Raw genomic sequence first — 17,068 nt, 5'->3', positions numbered from 1 at the left:
TATTAGGAAAAATTTCGATAAACTACACTCTTTCTACTTTTTTGTAGATTATTTCTTCGATGAACGGTCTGAATTAAAATTGCGAGTATTTTTCTTTGGCTAAGATTTTGACAAAGACCAAGTTTTAAGCTATTGTAATTTCCTTTAGACTGACTATAAGACCTTTTGGAGATGTTGAATCGTTCAAATATTGGTGGGAAGTAAAATGAATATTCATCCCATTATCTATCAATCCAATAGAATTCCATCCTCTTTCATTGGGTACGATAAAATCTTTTTTGAGATTATCGGCAATGTAGCAATACGATGAGTTCGGAAATTGTCTTTCAATGGCCAGATAATTGTTTATGTTCGGTTTTTCAGAGCCAATTTCTTCCGAGATAATTACTTCATCGAACAAATCTTCTATTTGTAGCGCTTTTAGCTTATTTCTTTGAGTTAGGCTCCTTCCATCGGTAATCAATGCTAACTTGCCATCTTTTGCTTTTATGTCAGTAAGCAGTTGTCTTGCGCCTTCAAACAGGGTAATATTTGGAAAGTGATTTCTGTAACTTTCAATTAATTTAGCCTTTTCAATTGGCCAGTTTTCACTTAAGTACAGAAAAACATTTTTTTGGTCTCTATATAATGAGAACATTCTGGAGTAGAGCGATTGCCAATTTTTTGGAGACAAAGATTGGGCAATTTCTATATAGGCCGATTTTAAGTATGATAGTTCGTTATAAAGGGTGTCGTCGAGGTCAAAGACAATTACAGTGCTGGAATCAATCTTTATATCCATGAACTAAGATTTCATCGTCATACCTGATCATTAATAAATCTTTCTCCCAACATTCGAAAGAATCAGGTATTTCCTTATTTTTTCCATACTCTTCTATAATCCACTTAGGGTAATTAGCACCGGCCAAATAGGATAGGGGAAAACCACCCCCAAAACGAGGATTGATTTCAATGGCTCTGATATCGTTATTATCAGAATTTAAAAAGAATTGGGCAGTTAAGCAGCCCACAGCACCTTCTACGGTAGATAATTTATCTTTCAAGTAAGGTACAAGTTCATTGAATACCGCAAGTGCTTTATAAACCTCCCCGTCTCTAACCTCAATACGTTTTCTTGGAACAATACACTTTAGTTTATGGTCCTTCGAATAATACATATCACAGGTAAACTCGTCGTATGTATCATGGTCTAAATATTCCAGGAACATTAGTTTCGGGTTTTCTAAGTGATAGTCGGTCAACTCACTTCTATCTTGAATTAAATACGTATCAACACTTCTGCTACCATCGATTGGCTTAATGAATATGGGTAGTTCGAAATTACTTTTATCATATTCTTTCGCAATACCTACTCCATAAGATTCGAAAAACTTGTGAATCTGACGTTTGTCTCTACACTTGGCCACGAAATCCTCAGAAGCAACCAATGGTACTATTCCGTTTGCCTCCAGTTTCTTTCTGTGTTGGGCAAGGGGAAGCAATTCGGTATCGATAGTCGGGATGATCAGTTGAATATCACGCTCTTTACATTCCTTTATTAAAACATCAAAGTAATCGTCATTTGTCAAATAAGGAACCTCAAAATAGCCATCAGCTATCTGGCATGCGCCCGACAATATTGGGTTGGCATCGGAAGCATAGACCTTACCGTTCGGGTATAACTTCTTAAGCTCTTTTTGAAAAGCTCTTACAAGTGAAACGCGTCTTCCTGCCGATGAAATTAAAATATTCATTTTTTCAGGTTATATAATGACCTAAATATCTTTATAAATGGATTGATCAATGCCTTGCGGTTAAAGATAAAAACCAAAAACGAATAACTAAAACCATGATAGTCTTCACCAAGAAACCTTTTCAAGGGGTAGGCATCTATTTTTTCAAAGCCGTCAAGCATTTTGGGTATTTCAGCCACCGATATATCCGATTTCATTAATCTTACCAAAAGAAAGAAAACAAATGATTGTTGTCTGGTTTTAAGTCTCTTTAAACAAAGGTCAGCATACTCATGGTCTTTAGGCAAACGCTCCATTAGCGAATGATAGACGTGAGCCGCATTAGCATTATCATATATTACTTTATTATAATGCTCTCTACTTTTATTTCGCATTGCCGACGTCGGCAAAATTCGATATCTGTGTACATCTAAATCGATGTGAGCCATTCTTTTCGCTTCGCAAAAAAGTTCTGCGGTTAAAATGGCATCTTCCATCCATTTTCCTTCTATGAATCTAATTCCGGTCGATTTAATAAAATCTCTTCTTATCAGATACCACCAAATCTCATTTTGATATTTTTTGTTGGCAATATATGTAATACCGTCGGTAACCTTTATTTGTACGTGATTATTGTCTATAGGGTTTTCGGAAACAGGATATTTTTTTTCATAAACCGATTTGGTACGAAAACTTAAGATATCGAGTTGGAGCTGATCCATTTTCGAAAGCAAAACGGGTAAGGTGTCTTGAGCCAGATAGTCATCTGGGTCTAGAAAGTATATATATTCTCCTTGGGCCAGATCATAGCCTGAATTTCGAGCTGCACCGACCCCTGCATTCTTCTTGTCAATAACTTTTACATTCGAATAGTTGCTTTCATATTTCCTCGCTATTTCTAGGGTTCTATCCTTAGATTCATCATTAACGATAATAACTTCGTATTGTGACGAATCGAGATTTTGTGCCAACAAGCTATCTACACATTCCGGTAGATAGAGCTCCATATTGTAACACGGAATTATGATGCTTAATTTCATAATAGTTATTTGGTTCCAGTGAAAACCTCCATGGTTGCGCTAGTGGTCGAATTAATACCATCACTTTTTAGAACCTTCTGGATAGTCAAAAGAATTATTCTCAAATCAAATAAAAAGGAGTAATTATTAACGTAGTATACGTCATATTCAAATTTTTTTTCCCAAGCAATAGCATTTCTTCCATTTACCTGGGCCCATCCGGTAATTCCGGGTCTAACTTCGTGTCTTCTTCTCTGGGTTTCGTTGTACAAGGGCAAATATGAGACAAGAAGTGGTCGGGGGCCTATTAGGCTCATGTCTCCTTTCAATACATTGAAGAGTTGGGGAAGCTCATCTAATGATGTCTTTCTTACAAATTTACCCACATTGGTCAAACGTTCTTTGTCAGACAATAAATTTCCGTCGGAATCCCGATTATCATTCATAGTCTTAAATTTCCAAATCTTGAAAATACGCTCATCTTTTCCGGGTCTTTCCTGAATAAAAAACACCTTGCCCTTGTTGGCAATACTTAATAAAAGTGTTACTAAGACGAGAATTGGAGAAGCAATTAGCAAAGCAAAAAAAGCTATTAGAAAATCGAAAACTCTCTTAAGAAAGTGTCGGTACATACTTTTATTTCTGTTTCATAAGTAGAGGCAAAATAAACATAAATATTTCGAATAGACTCTCTACTTAGATTAAGTTCAAGTATTTTGGACAAAATTAAGTCAAAATATAGATTATGGCTAAAGTGCCTAGAGAGAAGGCATTAAAAGTTTTGAACTTGACAAGGGACATTAATTATGCTTCTTTCAACAATTTATCGACTAAATTTGCGAATTTATCACAGAGTATACTTTTATCGTAAACTGTTTCAGCAAGGGTTCTTGAATTTTTTCCCATCTGCTCTAGAATTATAGGGTTGTTCTTTAAGAATAATAGTTGTTCAGCCAATTCTTCCGGATGCTCTGGCGATACGTAAAAACCGCAATTATGTTCTTCAACCAGAGTTTTGGTCCACCCTGCAGAGTTTACTATAATTGTTTTTCCAGCTGATAAAGAATCAAATAATTTGTTTGGAGAATTAGTTGCCAATATGGGTAGGTTTTGGAAGGTTATTAAGGATACATCGCAGAGATTTACAATTTCAGATAGCTCTTCCATTGGAAAACTCCCCAGAAATTTTGCGTTATTAATTCCGCTTTTTCTACACCTTTCTTCAATCTCGGATTTTGTTGCACCATTACCCAAGAAGATGAATTCAAATTCATCATTGTTTTTAAGTGATTCTATTCCATCAATGATATAATGCATTCCATTAGCGATATTCATGGCTCCAAAATATATCACTTTGAAACTATCAGGTCTTAAACCTAATCTCTTAAATAATTTTGTGTCTTTTTCTCTTGACCAAAATTCAGATATTTTGGACATGTTCGGAATCATTGTGACCTTTTTGGGTGAAATACTTCTCTTAATCACCCCATCATACATTCCCGGAGATAGTGCAACAATATGTTTAGCATTTTTATAGATGGTCTTTTCTAAAAAAAGAGCCATCTGAATCAAAAATTTATTCTTTAATCCTCCCATTTGTATTGGAACTTCTGGCCAAAGGTCTCTAACTTCAAAAAGGAAAGGTTTTCTCTTAAACCAATTTAGAAAAAGAGCGGGTATACCAATAGTTAGGGGTGTTGAAGTCGCTATGACAAGGTCGACATCCTTTTCTCGGGCGGCAACTGGTATTGATTTAAAAACAAAACTTAAAAAAGCTTTTAACCTTTGCGTTATATTCATTGTACCGCTATCATATTGGATATTAAGATATATTACGTCAATACCATCAATTTCAACTCTTTCTACTTTAGAGTCGATTTTTTTGTTCATAGTAAGCATAGTAACTGAATGACCGTGCTTAATCAGTTCTTGAGCAATCCAATATGATCTCGTACTTCCTGGTTGATAAGGCGTGTGAAAATATTGATGTAGGTATAGAATTTTCATATCTAGTAGACGTTATTATAATATTGTGCGAATATAGTGGTCTTTCTGAGTACAATAACTATTGGAAAAAAAGGATTTATTTAAATATTCTTTTTAAGTTTTAATTAAGCTAGCCATTGAACAAAAGCAAAAATTTAAGTCGTTTATAAAGAAGTTTTCTGCAGTTTGTCATACTTCTGTTTTTTTAAAAGAAACTTTGAAGTAGCTTTGGCCTTTTGCTTCTAGGACATATGTCGGTTTTGGTTGAAAGCCAAGTAAAATAACAGGTGAAACTTAATTTGTATTTACTTTATGATAACAGCAAAAGATATTAATTATTGTCAATTTTTTAAACTGTGAGTATTTTTGAAAAGTTAAATAATTACTGCCTTTTTATTCTAGTTTTCTCTGTTACTTTTGAGAATTGGGACCCATTTCAACTAGGTGGATCGATATCAGTGACTTATATGGCTAGCGTTATTTATATTATTTCATGGCTGCCGAGATTGAAAAAGAGTTTTCGTATTATATCTGTAAGACAGTATTTAATTCCTTTAATACTGTTTACAATTATTGGTGTTATTTCAACAGCTTTGAACAGCTCCTATGCTGAGTCAATTGAAGGGGCTTATAATGAGCGAGTTATTACGTTAATTATATTGATGACTTTGATGGTTAGTCATTTTTATGAAGATAGCACACTTGTGGATAAAGCTCTGAATGCTTATGTTGTTAGTATTTCCCTCCTATATTTTCTTTTTCTAATTGGAATAGGAAGTGATTTCAAAGGTGGGCGTCTTCTATTATTTGGTGAAAATCCAAATTCAATTGGTGTAAAAGTTGTAATTGCCTTTTTAATTTGTGTTTCGCGTCTTATAACTGAAAAATTCGATTGGAAAAAATTATTGCTCTATTCTGTTGCAATCATTTCTTGTCTTAACCTTATAATATTGAGTGGCTCGAGAGGGGCACTTGTTTCTGTTTTTATAAGTTTAGCTTTACTTGTTTTGTTCATGAGGATCAATATTCTTAAGAAAATGATCTTCTTTCTAATAGGAATTAGTTTTTCAGTTCTATTTATGACTATGATAATGAAATCTAATCCGGTTTTTAAAGAAAGAATTTTAAGAACAATTGAATCTGGGGATACAGGAAGAAGTGATTTATGGCAGTCATCTCTCTTAATAATTGAGGATAACTTATTTTTCGGTGTAGGCTTGGCAGGAGCTTTGCCCGAAATGCTTCGTTATACAGGAAGGTTGATCGACCCACATAATGTTTTTTTATATGTTCTAATGACTACAGGCGTTTTTGGGCTGTTGTTTTATTTGATTTTTATTTTGCGACTTAGTAAAAATTTGTATCAGAAATTTAGGCAGAATGGAGAAGTTGTTTATATGGTCATGTTGGCAGTAGTAGTATTTAATATGGGTAAGACTGGTGGTGCAATAAGTAAAATCTTTTTTTGGTTTTTCTTTGCAGTTTTGATTGGGTCGACATTTAAAAATTTAGGGTCTAGGCACAGTGATACGACTTGAAGTAAAATAGTCGTCTTAAAAGAAAGGAAGAACTTCTAAGATTGCTCTTCTACTTTGAAATCCATAAATCATATGAAACGTAAAGTATTCCTAAATTAATATATATGAAAGTATTAGTTGTATCTAATAATTATCCTTCTACTGAAAGCCCCACTTACGGAATTTTTGTATATAATTTAATACAGCAATTTGTAAAAATTGGGCATGAGGTCACGGTAATTGCCCCGCGAACAATTTGGAAAAAATCTAAATACACAAAGAATAATGTTGATTATGGTGACGAATTAGCAACGGTCTATAGGCCATATGTAATATCAGCTTCCAACAAGCAAATACTGAATTTCAACACGCACTTGATTGGTGAGATTTTCATGGTTAGGGCGGTTAGAAAGGTTGTGCGTGAAGAAAATATACAATTCGATGTAGTTTATGCTCATTTTCTCGTTAATGGTATTATCGCTGTTAAAGCTTTGAAAAAGATGGGTAAGCCAATCGTTGTGGCAGAAGGAGAACTTAAAAATATTAATAAAAGAAAGAAGTATTATTCAGATAAAGAATATCAAGAGCTAATATCAAAAATTAATGGATTTATAGCAGTATCGCCTCAAATTGAACAAAACTTAATTGAAGTGGGAGTTGATGAATCAAAAATCATGGTGAGTCCAAATGCTGTGAACTTTGATCAATTTGCTAGAAAAGACAAAATTGAAATGAGGAAAAAGTTGGGCTTTCCTTTAAATAAGAAAATTATCATTTTTGTCGGAAGATTTGTTCATGACAAAGGACCCTTACGGGTTTTAGAGGCCTTAAATGATTTGCCAGATGTTCGAGTCATTTTTATTGGTAGTGGAGCACAAGTATTGAATGATAAGAAAATCCTCTTCAAGAATAGAGTTCCTACAGACGACGTTCATGAATTTTTATCTGCATCCGATATTTTTGTTCTACCCACTCTACATGAGGGTTCTTGCAATGCCATAGTTGAAGCTATGGCCTGTGGTTTACCAATTATCTCTTCTGACATTCCTGAGATTAAATTTCAGTGTGACCATAAGTCTTCAATATTAGTAGACCCCATGAATGTTCAGGAAATAAATAAAGCTATAAAAAGTTTAATAAGTGATAACAGAAAGTTGACTGATATGGGTTCAGAGGCTTATGAATATTCCAGAAAATTTGATATTACCACACGGGCAAGAAAAATCATGGCTTATATATCTGATAATATTCTTTAAATTCAAAATTAATCTAAGTCTACCTAGAGGTATAAAGAATTATGAAGAATTATATTTATTATGTAAATCCTATGAGTTATAATAACCTTTCAGTTTATGATTACTCTTTGATTTCAAATATAAAAAATTATCAAGTTGAATACTTTTGTAGCTCGAAATATGATTACGAAGAAAAAAACCTTAACACAAATAAAATATACCATTATTCAAGCAAAAAAGGAATTTTAAAAATTTTGAGTTATCTGAAATCTCAATTTCTTTTATATAGAAAAATTAAATTAAATCAAGATAAAATTAGGGCAATTCACTTTCAATGGCTTAAAATCCCACATCTAGATTTTCTCTTGTTGAAGATGATTTCAAAGAAAAGTGAAATAATTTTAACCGCTCATAATATATTACCTCATGGTTCGGGTAACAAATACAGGAGTATTTATAAAAAAATCTATCATAAAGTCGATAGGTTAATAGTTCATACTAATGAGACTAAAAATGATTTAGTTGACCTTTTTGAAGTTCCTACTAACAAAATTCATGTTGTACCGCATGGTATACTTGATGTGCTTGACCAAACTGAGAATAACAGGGTATTAGAGTCAGCAAAGATGTTCAACGATTTATATGGACTGAATAATAAGACTGTTTTTTCTAGTTTAGGTAGTATCAGCAGTTATAAAGGAATAGATATAATTATAAATACTTGGAAAAAGAAAGAATTAATCAATAGAGATGACGTTGTCTTATTGATAGCTGGTAGCGGTAAAAATGAAAAACTACTAGAATTAAAAGGAGTAAACAACGCAATTGTAATTAACAGATTTTTATCATCTCACGAATTTCTAGCTTGCGTAAGGATGTCAGATTTTATTTTAATGCCTTATACAAAGATATCTCAAAGTGGTATTTTGTTAACCGCAATCGGAGAAAAAAAGAGGGTGATTGTGTCTAATGTAGGAGGTTTGACCGAGCCCTTCGAGATTGGAGAAATAGGTTATGTTTTAGACAAGGTTAACTCTGACAGTTTAGGCAGAGCAATTCTAAGGGCTATAGACGAGAAGGACAATTATCCAGATGAGTCTGTTTGGACAAGGTTGTTCAAATACTATGACTGGTCTAATATAGGTAGAAAGACAGAGTTGGTATACTCTGTTTAATAATATTAATAATAATTTCAAGATTGAATTTATACGCTTAGCGACATCATGTCAATCTTTAGAATTTAACTGTAGCAATGGTGTAATCACCTTAAAAAAAATAATATGGATAATGACAAAAATCTAGTCATCACAAAAGGAAAATTAGAGGGAATTGTAGAGGTGAGCGGAGCTAAAAACAGCTCTTTAAGGTTGTTAGCCGCTTCATTATTGACATCAGAACCTGTTCTCTTAGGTAATTTTCCTAATGGTTTACTTGATATAGAGGTGCATGTTGAAATGCTTAAAGTTCTTGGTAAAGTTTGTAATACTCACCATGATACTATACATATAAGTGAAAATGGAAATAATAGTACTGTTTTAGATTGGGAAGGACGATCTATTCGAAATACTCTGCTGATTTTGGGGTCTTTGACAGCAAGATATGGCGAAGGTAAAGTACCTTTACCCGGAGGTTGTAAACTGGGAGAAAGAAAGTATGACTTGCACGTTATGCTATTAGAGAAATTAGGTGCTAAAGTTTGGGAAGAAGGTGATTATTTATGCGCGGAGGCCAAAGAGGGTCTGAAAGCAGCGGATATACATTTGCCTATTAGGTCTACGGGAGCCACAGAAAATGCAATACTTTGCTCAACTTTGGCTAAAGGTGTAACAACAATTTGGAATCCTCATATAAGACCAGAAATTATGGATCTAATTGATATGCTCAATAAAATGGGGGCTAAAATTACGGTTTTTGGACAGAAATGTATTGTTGTTGATGGAGTCGATATGTTGAGTGGTGTAAGACATAATGTGGTTCCGGATAATATAGAGGCATTGACTTGGGCAATTGGGGCGGTAATAACCAAAGGTGAGGTTGAAATAAGGAATTTTCCTTTTGAACATTTAGAAGTTCCTCTTATTTATTTAAGAGAAAGTGGTATGAAGTTTTTTAGAGGAGAATCAAGTTTAATAGTCAAAGGAGGAGAAGCATTTCCTATTGAAATAAGCACCGGACCATATCCAGGTATAAATTCTGACATGCAGCCTCTTTTTGCTGTTTATGGAGCAATGTCTAACGGAATCTCAAAAATTGTGGATTTACGTTTTCCCGGAAGATATGGTTACGCAGAAGAATTATCAAAAATGGGAATGCAATTTGAGGTTATAGGTGACCTTTTAAAAATCAAAGGAGGAATCCCATTAAGTGGTGCGAAGGTCACTGCTCTAGACTTACGTGCTGGAATATCTTTATTGTTGGCAGGATTAACAGCAGATGGGGAGACCATTATTCAAAACGCATGGCAAATAGGTCGTGGCTACGAAAATTTGGCAGGAAAGCTTAAGGGGCTTGGCGTGATAATTTAAATATAAAATGAGTCTGTTAAGGGATACGGTTTCGAAAATTAAAAATGATTTCAGGGAAGAAAACATCAGCTTTAAAGTATTCATTTTAAATTATTTTTATAGTCCAAGATTTAGGGTTTTACTGAACCATAGGATAGGTAAGTTCTTCTCTCAAAGCAATATTCTTTTTTCGAATCATTTAGCTGCTTATTACAAGAGGCGGCTAATTGTAAAAAGGGGTTGTGATATTTCATATAACGCAGTAATAGGCAAGAAAGTTGCTATGCCACATCCAATAGGTATTGTTATTGGTGATGGAGTAATTGTAGAGGATCATGTTTCTATATTTCAACAAGTTACTTTTGGGAGTCATGGTAAACAAAAATTACAGAATTCTTATCCTGTTATAAGAAAAGGCGCACGAATTTACAGCGGGGCAAAAATTATCGGTGGGATAACCATCGGAGAAAATGCCGTTATAGGAGCTAATTCTGTAGTAAATATTGACGTTCCCCCCAATAGTGTCGCTGTCGGTATTCCATGTAGGATAATAGAAAAAAATAAATGAGATCATTCATATCTGATTTAATTCGAGTAGGAATTTCGAAGGTTTTGATGATATTGTTCGGTTTAGCGACCTCAATTATTACAGCTCGATTTTTAGGACCGGAAAATAACGGAGTGATAGCGACGCTCATGGTCTACCCATCTTTATTCATGAGTATAGGATCTTTAGGTATAAGACAATCAACAGCATACTTTTTGGGTAAGAAATTATTCGAGGAGGAGAGGATTAAGACTGCCATAACGCAAATATGGTTTTTTACTTCAATTTTAAGTGTTTTAATTTGTTTTATTTTAATAAGGTATTTAAGTAAAGCAGGGGATAATTTATTTCTTATTTTACTTGCCTTAATACCTGTTCCTTTTTCTTTATTCGCAACTTACAATAGCGGTATTTTTCTGGGAAAGAATGAGATAGGAACTTTCAACAAAATTAACTGGGTACCTACCTTAATTTTGCTACTGCTTACAACTCTACTAGTTATATTTTTAGAATTGGGAATAGCCGGTTATTTGATTGCAATGATTGGTGGCCCTTTATTTATTTCTTTGTTTTTACTGTTTAAAAATGATTTTTTGAAATCATTTTCTTCAAGATTTGAATGGTCGGTCATCAAGCAAATGCTTGGTTTAGGATTAATTTATGCTTTCTCTCTTCTAATAATAAATTTGAACTATAAAGTAGATATAATTTTATTGGATTCGCTAAGTAACGCTTTTGAGACAGGTATTTATTCTAAGGGCTCAGCAATAACCCAATATCTTTGGCAAATTCCAATGCTGCTTAGTACAATAGTTTTTGCTCGAAGTGCAGTTTCTAAGAACGATGAGAAATTTTCTTTAAAAATAACCCAGCTTCTAAGATTGTCTTTAATTGCTATTGGTTTAGGCTCAATCGTACTTTTTTGTTTTTCAGAACTATTAATAGTTAGTCTCTTTGGAGTGGAGTTTGAGAAAAGTATTTCTGTATTGAATTTATTACTCCCCGGGGTTCTTCTACTTACTTTTTTCAAAGTTATGAATATGGATTTGGCGGGAAAAGGAAAACCTTGGGTGGCTTTAAAAGCTATGGCGCCAGCTCTTGTTTTAAATGTGGTCCTCAACATTTTATTAATTCCTGATTATGGGGCTAATGGAGCTTCTATTGCATCTACTATCAGTTATAGTGTTGCGGCTTTACTTTTTCTGCATTTTTACAGTAAAGAGGTCAATATTAGTATAAAGGTAATTCTGAGTTATAAAAAAAGTGATTTTAGCCCTATACTTAAATTAATTAAACGATAGCGTAATGCTTTAGCTTGACATAAGTTCAATGTATCATGAGAATATTATTTATCATTTCGGTTTTGAAACAAGGTAAAGGAGGTCACTATCACTCTTTGCATCATATATCTAGGGAAATAGGAAAATATGAAGACATAGGTATTGTAACTTTAGGAACTCAGAAGAGTGCCATACTAGAAAAAAATGATTACATGAGGGAACATATTTTTTTCAATGGTACAAATTATTTCAATCTTTATAAATCTATAAAGCTTTTGAAATCAGAGTTTCAGCCAACTGTTTGGCACTTCTTTGATTCGAATGCATATAACGTTTTCAAGCCCTTTGTATCAAGTGTAAAATATAAATTGGTAGTTAATCTTTGTGGGGGGCCTAACCCCTCTGGTTTCCCGAAAGTAGAAAACCTTATTCTGTTTAGTAAAGAAAACCAGCAATGGTTTAATAAAAACCTAAAATTTAAAAAGACCAAAATCACCGTTGTTCCTAATAGAGTTTTACCAATAATTACTAAAAAGGACTCTGAATTAGAAAAGGAAAATGATTCTTTTACATTCATGCGAATTGCTCGAATCAGTAATTTTCATCTAACGAGTATTAAACAGACCTTAAGCCTATTTTTTCAATTAAAGGATAATCACGCAGATAAAATAAAATTAATTATTCTAGGAACAATTCAGGACAGGGAAGCATACTTCGAGGTTAAAAAAATTATTGGAGATGATAAGTCTATTTCTTTAATAACAGAAGATAAATATACTCGGGAAGCTTCTAAGTTTCTGTATCTTGCTGATGCCGTCGTAGCTACCGGTAGAGGAGTTATGGAAGCAGCTTCATTAGGCTTGCCCATTTTAACACCGGCTTCAAATTCTGATTTACCTATTTTAATTGACGCTTCAAATTTTGAACGTTTTTTTGCTACCAATTTTTCAGAGAGAAATATAGCAGAAGAGCGCGATATAGAAAATAATAAGTCTAAACTAAAGGAACTTTTGAATAAAAGTGAGTATTATGAATCTATTTCAAAATTTTCAATTGATATTTTTAAGAAGAATTTTGATGCCCGAGAAGGTGCAAAAAAGTACTTGGAATTTTACAATGATTGTTTGGTGAATAATTTTCAGGTTTCAACAACCGAAGATTTGTATTTAAAGTTTAGGTCTTATTATCATTTCTATTTAAGCTATAAAGATTTAATATCAAAATCAGAGAAAAAAGGTAGTCTTCTCAAAAAACAAGATAGCTGGAAATTTTAATTATTTAACTTTAAATTTTGATTTGTAAATCAATAAAACAAATTGATTAAACCAATGAAAGAAAGTTGAGAGGATTACAAGGTACAAGGTTACGGTTATCTGTTTGGCTATTGTACTTTCAAATGCAGCGAAAATAAGAGTTATTATGTCATGGAAGATTTCAGATAGGGCCTAGAGTATGGATTTGAATCAGATCTATCCTGCTATGAAAGCAGTAATGACCTTATTCCGACTGTAAAGGGATTTGCCTGCCAAAGACAAAATGCTGCATACCGATGCGAAGTTCATATCGAAAAACCTATCGAAATGGTCCAAGGAGGTATAGTTGAAGCTCCGGTTTCCCCAGCATCGTGCCCATTAAAATAAGTATTTGCCTACCACATTTTTTATGGGGTAATGTCTTTGACACTTACTCGTTCAATAATTTTCACTCAAGAGAAATAATGATTTAAGAATATAAGCAGAATTACAATATAAGGTAATTACTGTTTGTCCGTCGGTGATGTGCCACCTAGACACTACAAGAATAGTTTCGGGGAGGAATTTTTCCCCGAAACAGGATTAAATTACACAAGAGCTATTTATATAAATTTGGAGATACCTAAAAAGTGCTAAACTACAGGTGATATTATATGTTCTGATAAGGCATATAATTGGGAAATTTCATTCATTTTGTACAATGACTACCGAAAAATTCTAAGAATCCCAATTATTTCCAGAAACAGCTTAGAGAAATCAAGGATAAACTGCCCTTCCATCAGCCAAAATTTTAGCATTTAGTGCTGCAATACCTATAGCTTGAGGGCCAAAGAAATCCAAATGTGATTTATCATAATGTTTCTTAATTTTATTCTGTAAAGATTGACTGTATCTAGCCAAATTTAGCCATTCATGAATCTTCCCTTGTGAACCATAACCTCCGGTACCATCTACATTTCTTGCTATTTTATCAGTATCGGAATCCAACCATACTATATCAACGGTTTTAAGTAAAGCGTTCATATCACTTTTATTCCAGTACATGCCATTTTCGTATGCCAACAGCCAAAAGCTTACTATAGCACCTCCGTGCGAAGTATCTTGAACATTAGAGCCATATGTACCCCATTTTTTGTCCCAAGCATATGCAGAAGAGTTTTTAGGATTCGGATATATCTGATTTCTAAAATTGGATGGGAGTCCCGGCATTGAACCATGAGACATGTTTTCGAAAACTTGTTTATACTTATTTTTTTTGGTTATTAAGTATAACTCCATTCCAATACGAGCCCAGTGAGAAGACATATGCGTATTCGAACGATAAATTTTTGAAGAATGCTCGACATCATATCTCTCCCAAATGTGCTTTTCCGAAAATGCAAGTAGTTCATTGAATATACTTCTATATTTTGAATCGGATTTAACATTAGATTGGTCCATAATTCTAAGAAGAGTAGCAACAACTCTCCAGTAATGAGTATCCCAGAGACCATACTGATTTCCATCACTTGCCGGCCATCCAAGAAAGCCCCCACCGACTGAAGTTGCTTTGTCAACTGTAATGCCTACGATGTCAAGAGCAGTATCGAGATAAGAATTATCACCCGTTGCTTGCCACATTGACGATAACCCGTCGATGTATAGGCCTAAATAATAGTATTCTTGGTTCTTTCCACGGCTATTTGCCATTGAATAAGCCTTTGATCGTTCTGATGACCATCTAGAATCAAAAAGATTTTGCCAATAACGCACCTCACCAGCTGTTGACGGTGTTTCAGGTTCAGCTTCGGGTTCTACAGTAATTGTAATATTATCAGTATCTGTCAAACCCTGTTCATCGCTAACCATTAGTGTAACTACATAAGTTCCAGATTGTTCAAAGGTCATTTCAGGATTGTCTTCTTGCGAAGTACCATGGGAACCAAAATCCCATTGATAAGAAGTAACTCTCTTATCATCACTTGAACTAGATCCTGAAAATTGAACTGTTAATGGCGCAGTACCATTTTTTGTATTTGCCTTTACTACGGCTACGGGCTTTTGGTTAGAGGGTTCTTCAACCACAATAGTTAATGATGAAGTGTTCGTAAGACCTTTTTTATCCGTTACTGTAAGTTCAACCTCATAATTGCCAGACTCAGAAAATGTATGTCTCAGGTTCTCTGAAGAGGATGTAGAACCATCACCGAAGTCCCATTCATATGAATCTATTTCATCATCATCAGTTGAGTTCGATGAGCTAAAACGAACTTCAAGAGGTGCTTCACCTTTAGTTGTATTGGCAGAAATTTTTGCAACTGGTTTTTCATTTGAGGGTGCGTTAACAACAACGGTTAACGAGGAAGTATTTTTTAGACCACTATTATCGGTAACTGTAAGCTTAACCTCATACTCACCAGGTTCGGTAAATGTATGTCTAGGATTCTCGGAAGAAGAGGTAGAATTATCATCGAAGTCCCATTTGTAAGCTTCTATTTCATTGTCGTCAGAAGAACTGGATGAGTTAAAACGAACTTCAAGTGGAGCATTACCTTTAGTGGTATTTGCAGAGATTTTGGCTGTAGGGGCTTCATTTTTCTTTCCATCAACAGTTATAACTACAGTGTCCGAATCTCTTTGACCTTCTTCATCAATAACGGTTAATAGAACTGTATATTCTCCCTCTTTTTCAAAAGTATGTGAAACACTTTTTTCAGAAGAACCATTACCATCCTTAAAATCCCATTTATAAGTAACAATACTTTTATCATCTGATGAGTTAGAACTATTGAAATCAACTTTCAATGGAGCTTCTCCTTTAGTTTTATTTGCGGAGATTCTAGCATTAGGTTTTTCGTTAGTAGGCGGAATAGAAGAATTATTTTCTGAATTATCCTCTTCTGATGAGCTATCTTTTTCCTCATCCTTTTCTTGAGCAACTTCATTTTCAGTATTTTGTTCTCCCCCTTCACCAGAATTATTATCTTCATCTTCTGTGGAACTCTCTTGATTATTATCTACACCAGCGGAAGAGCCATCTCCTTCTTTTTCATCATCCGGTTCACTGTTATTTTCATTTGTCTCGTCATCCGGATTTTCAGCTGAAGGTACTTGTGAATCTTCATTTCCTTCAGAATCATTATTAATCTCCCCATTTGGGCTATCTAAATTTTGAGGGTTAGGGGTGTGACTTACAATCGAAGATGGATTGTTCACAAAACTTTCGATATTTTCCGATGCGGGACTAGTTTCATAAGTCACTACAAGAGTAGGGGCATTTTGAGTTGGATTCTCTTTTGAAGCTATTGCCAAATCATCTCCATCTGAATGAACTAGAATAAAAGTGGTTTTTTCCGCGGTAATATCTTCAGAAATTAAATTTATAGTTATTGTCTGTCCGACCTTATAGTCATCCTTTATATTTCCTATCTCTTCTAAGGGCTCAGGCGCTATATTATCGTTTAAATTACTTTCATTCCATTGATTAGATGATCCTTTTAAAACCTGTATGAGTCCATTCCCAGAATCCTTATCAACGGTGAATTCGAGATAAGAGTCAATGATTTTACCGTTAATGCTATCAACGGCACTCAAATCATATAATAAGTAACTAGTCCTTTTATTTTCTTGCAAACGAATAATTTCGGAGTTTTTTCCATTGCCATTCTCAATGTAAGCATCTTGAATAGGAGCGAATGCCGTAGTGCGTTTTACTACAATGCTATCGATAACTTCCTCATCCTCACTTGGGGGAATTAGAGATTCTTCAGTATTATCGTCTTCTTCTTGTTCCGGATTTTGCTCAGTTTCATCAACGTCATTGTCCTTTTTAAGATTGTCGACATTGTTAATTAAATCTCCGTTTTTTATGGCTTCATAAAAAACATCTTCATCTTTGTTACAAGAAATACAAACTGATAAGCATAAGAAAACAGAGCATAGGAAGCTCTTGTTGAGAGTAGTGGGGACTAATTTCATTTTTAAAGTAGATCTTCTAGGTTTTCAAATTACAGATTAATCGTTATGGGGGTAATCG

The 17,068-nt window shown here is 34.1% G+C and carries 13 protein-coding genes; 7 read left to right on the top strand and 6 right to left on the bottom strand.

What is annotated here, in order from left to right; all coding sequences use genetic code 11:
• Window positions 1-124: 124 nt before the first annotated feature.
• The 5 genes from D1013_RS14200 to D1013_RS14180 all read right to left on the bottom strand — a co-directional run bounded on the left by D1013_RS14200 (window position 125) and on the right by D1013_RS14180 (window position 4,738).
• Window positions 125-781, bottom strand: coding sequence for an HAD family hydrolase (locus D1013_RS14200; protein WP_121849464.1), 657 nt, complete (start codon window positions 779-781; stop codon window positions 125-127).
• Window positions 765-1,733 carry an ATP-grasp domain-containing protein gene (locus tag D1013_RS14195; protein WP_121849463.1) on the bottom strand — a complete coding sequence of 323 codons (969 nt, stop codon included), beginning with the start codon at window positions 1,731-1,733 and terminating at the stop codon, window positions 765-767. The genes D1013_RS14200 and D1013_RS14195 overlap by 17 nt, the downstream gene beginning before the upstream one ends.
• On the bottom strand, window positions 1,730-2,752 hold the full coding sequence (locus tag D1013_RS14190) for a glycosyltransferase (protein ID WP_121849462.1): 1,023 nt from the start codon (window positions 2,750-2,752) through the stop codon (window positions 1,730-1,732). Before D1013_RS14190 ends, D1013_RS14195 begins: the two co-directional genes overlap by 4 nt.
• Window positions 2,753-2,757: 5 nt before the next feature.
• Window positions 2,758-3,363, bottom strand: coding sequence for a sugar transferase (locus D1013_RS14185; RefSeq protein WP_121849461.1), 606 nt, complete (start codon window positions 3,361-3,363; stop codon window positions 2,758-2,760).
• Window positions 3,364-3,535: 172 nt separating this feature from the next.
• The gene (locus tag D1013_RS14180) at window positions 3,536-4,738 is read right to left on the bottom strand and encodes a glycosyltransferase family 4 protein (RefSeq protein ID WP_121849460.1); all 1,203 of its coding nucleotides are present in this window, start codon (window positions 4,736-4,738) and stop codon (window positions 3,536-3,538) included.
• Window positions 4,739-5,073: 335 nt separating this feature from the next.
• Between D1013_RS14180 and D1013_RS14175 the strand changes: the two genes are divergently transcribed.
• The 7 genes from D1013_RS14175 (at window position 5,074) to D1013_RS14145 (ending at window position 13,074) form a co-directional block, all read left to right on the top strand.
• Complete coding sequence (locus tag D1013_RS14175) at window positions 5,074-6,255, top strand: O-antigen ligase family protein (RefSeq protein WP_121849459.1); 1,182 nt, start codon at window positions 5,074-5,076, stop codon at window positions 6,253-6,255.
• 104 nt (window positions 6,256-6,359) lie between these two features.
• On the top strand, window positions 6,360-7,490 hold the full coding sequence (locus tag D1013_RS14170) for a glycosyltransferase family 4 protein (RefSeq protein WP_121849458.1): 1,131 nt from the start codon (window positions 6,360-6,362) through the stop codon (window positions 7,488-7,490).
• 41 nt (window positions 7,491-7,531) lie between these two features.
• The gene (locus tag D1013_RS14165; protein ID WP_121849457.1) at window positions 7,532-8,644 is read left to right on the top strand and encodes a glycosyltransferase; all 1,113 of its coding nucleotides are present in this window, start codon (window positions 7,532-7,534) and stop codon (window positions 8,642-8,644) included.
• A gap of 105 nt (window positions 8,645-8,749) precedes the next feature.
• Window positions 8,750-9,994, top strand: coding sequence for a UDP-N-acetylglucosamine 1-carboxyvinyltransferase (locus tag D1013_RS14160; RefSeq protein WP_121849456.1), 1,245 nt, complete (start codon window positions 8,750-8,752; stop codon window positions 9,992-9,994).
• A gap of 7 nt (window positions 9,995-10,001) precedes the next feature.
• Window positions 10,002-10,541, top strand: coding sequence for a serine O-acetyltransferase (locus D1013_RS14155; protein WP_121849455.1), 540 nt, complete (start codon window positions 10,002-10,004; stop codon window positions 10,539-10,541).
• Window positions 10,538-11,821: an oligosaccharide flippase family protein gene (locus D1013_RS14150; protein ID WP_121849454.1), complete on the top strand. Its 1,284-nt coding sequence runs from the start codon at window positions 10,538-10,540 to the stop codon at window positions 11,819-11,821. The genes D1013_RS14155 and D1013_RS14150 overlap by 4 nt, the downstream gene beginning before the upstream one ends.
• Window positions 11,822-11,856: 35 nt before the next feature.
• Complete coding sequence (locus tag D1013_RS14145; RefSeq protein WP_121849453.1) at window positions 11,857-13,074, top strand: glycosyltransferase family protein; 1,218 nt, start codon at window positions 11,857-11,859, stop codon at window positions 13,072-13,074.
• A 735-nt stretch (window positions 13,075-13,809) separates the two neighbouring features.
• Here D1013_RS14145 and D1013_RS14140 read toward each other — a convergent pair.
• The gene (locus tag D1013_RS14140) at window positions 13,810-17,010 is read right to left on the bottom strand and encodes a PKD domain-containing protein (RefSeq protein WP_121849452.1); all 3,201 of its coding nucleotides are present in this window, start codon (window positions 17,008-17,010) and stop codon (window positions 13,810-13,812) included.
• Window positions 17,011-17,068 lie beyond the last annotated feature (58 nt).

This window comes from Euzebyella marina (assembly GCF_003687485.1).
In the GTDB taxonomy this organism is placed as follows: Bacteria; Bacteroidota; Bacteroidia; order Flavobacteriales; family Flavobacteriaceae; genus Euzebyella; species Euzebyella marina.
This window is presented reverse-complemented; position numbering and strand designations above follow the sequence as displayed.

Bases quoted from the DNA above. Each gene is read 5' to 3' on its own strand.
- D1013_RS14170 (WP_121849458.1), top strand. From the start codon at position 6,360: ATGAAAGTATTAGTTGTATCTAATAATTATCCTTCTACTGAAAGCCCC.
- D1013_RS14140 (WP_121849452.1), bottom strand. From the start codon at position 17,010: ATGAAATTAGTCCCCACTACTCTCAACAAGAGCTTCCTATGCTCTGTT.
- D1013_RS14160 (WP_121849456.1), top strand. From the start codon at position 8,750: ATGGATAATGACAAAAATCTAGTCATCACAAAAGGAAAATTAGAGGGA.
- D1013_RS14195 (WP_121849463.1), bottom strand. From the start codon at position 1,733: ATGAATATTTTAATTTCATCGGCAGGAAGACGCGTTTCACTTGTAAGA.
- D1013_RS14165 (WP_121849457.1), top strand. From the start codon at position 7,532: ATGAAGAATTATATTTATTATGTAAATCCTATGAGTTATAATAACCTT.
- D1013_RS14155 (WP_121849455.1), top strand. From the start codon at position 10,002: ATGAGTCTGTTAAGGGATACGGTTTCGAAAATTAAAAATGATTTCAGG.
- D1013_RS14180 (WP_121849460.1), bottom strand. From the start codon at position 4,738: ATGAAAATTCTATACCTACATCAATATTTTCACACGCCTTATCAACCA.
- D1013_RS14190 (WP_121849462.1), bottom strand. From the start codon at position 2,752: ATGAAATTAAGCATCATAATTCCGTGTTACAATATGGAGCTCTATCTA.
- D1013_RS14150 (WP_121849454.1), top strand. From the start codon at position 10,538: ATGAGATCATTCATATCTGATTTAATTCGAGTAGGAATTTCGAAGGTT.
- D1013_RS14145 (WP_121849453.1), top strand. From the start codon at position 11,857: ATGAGAATATTATTTATCATTTCGGTTTTGAAACAAGGTAAAGGAGGT.
- D1013_RS14200 (WP_121849464.1), bottom strand. From the start codon at position 781: ATGGATATAAAGATTGATTCCAGCACTGTAATTGTCTTTGACCTCGAC.
- D1013_RS14185 (WP_121849461.1), bottom strand. From the start codon at position 3,363: ATGTACCGACACTTTCTTAAGAGAGTTTTCGATTTTCTAATAGCTTTT.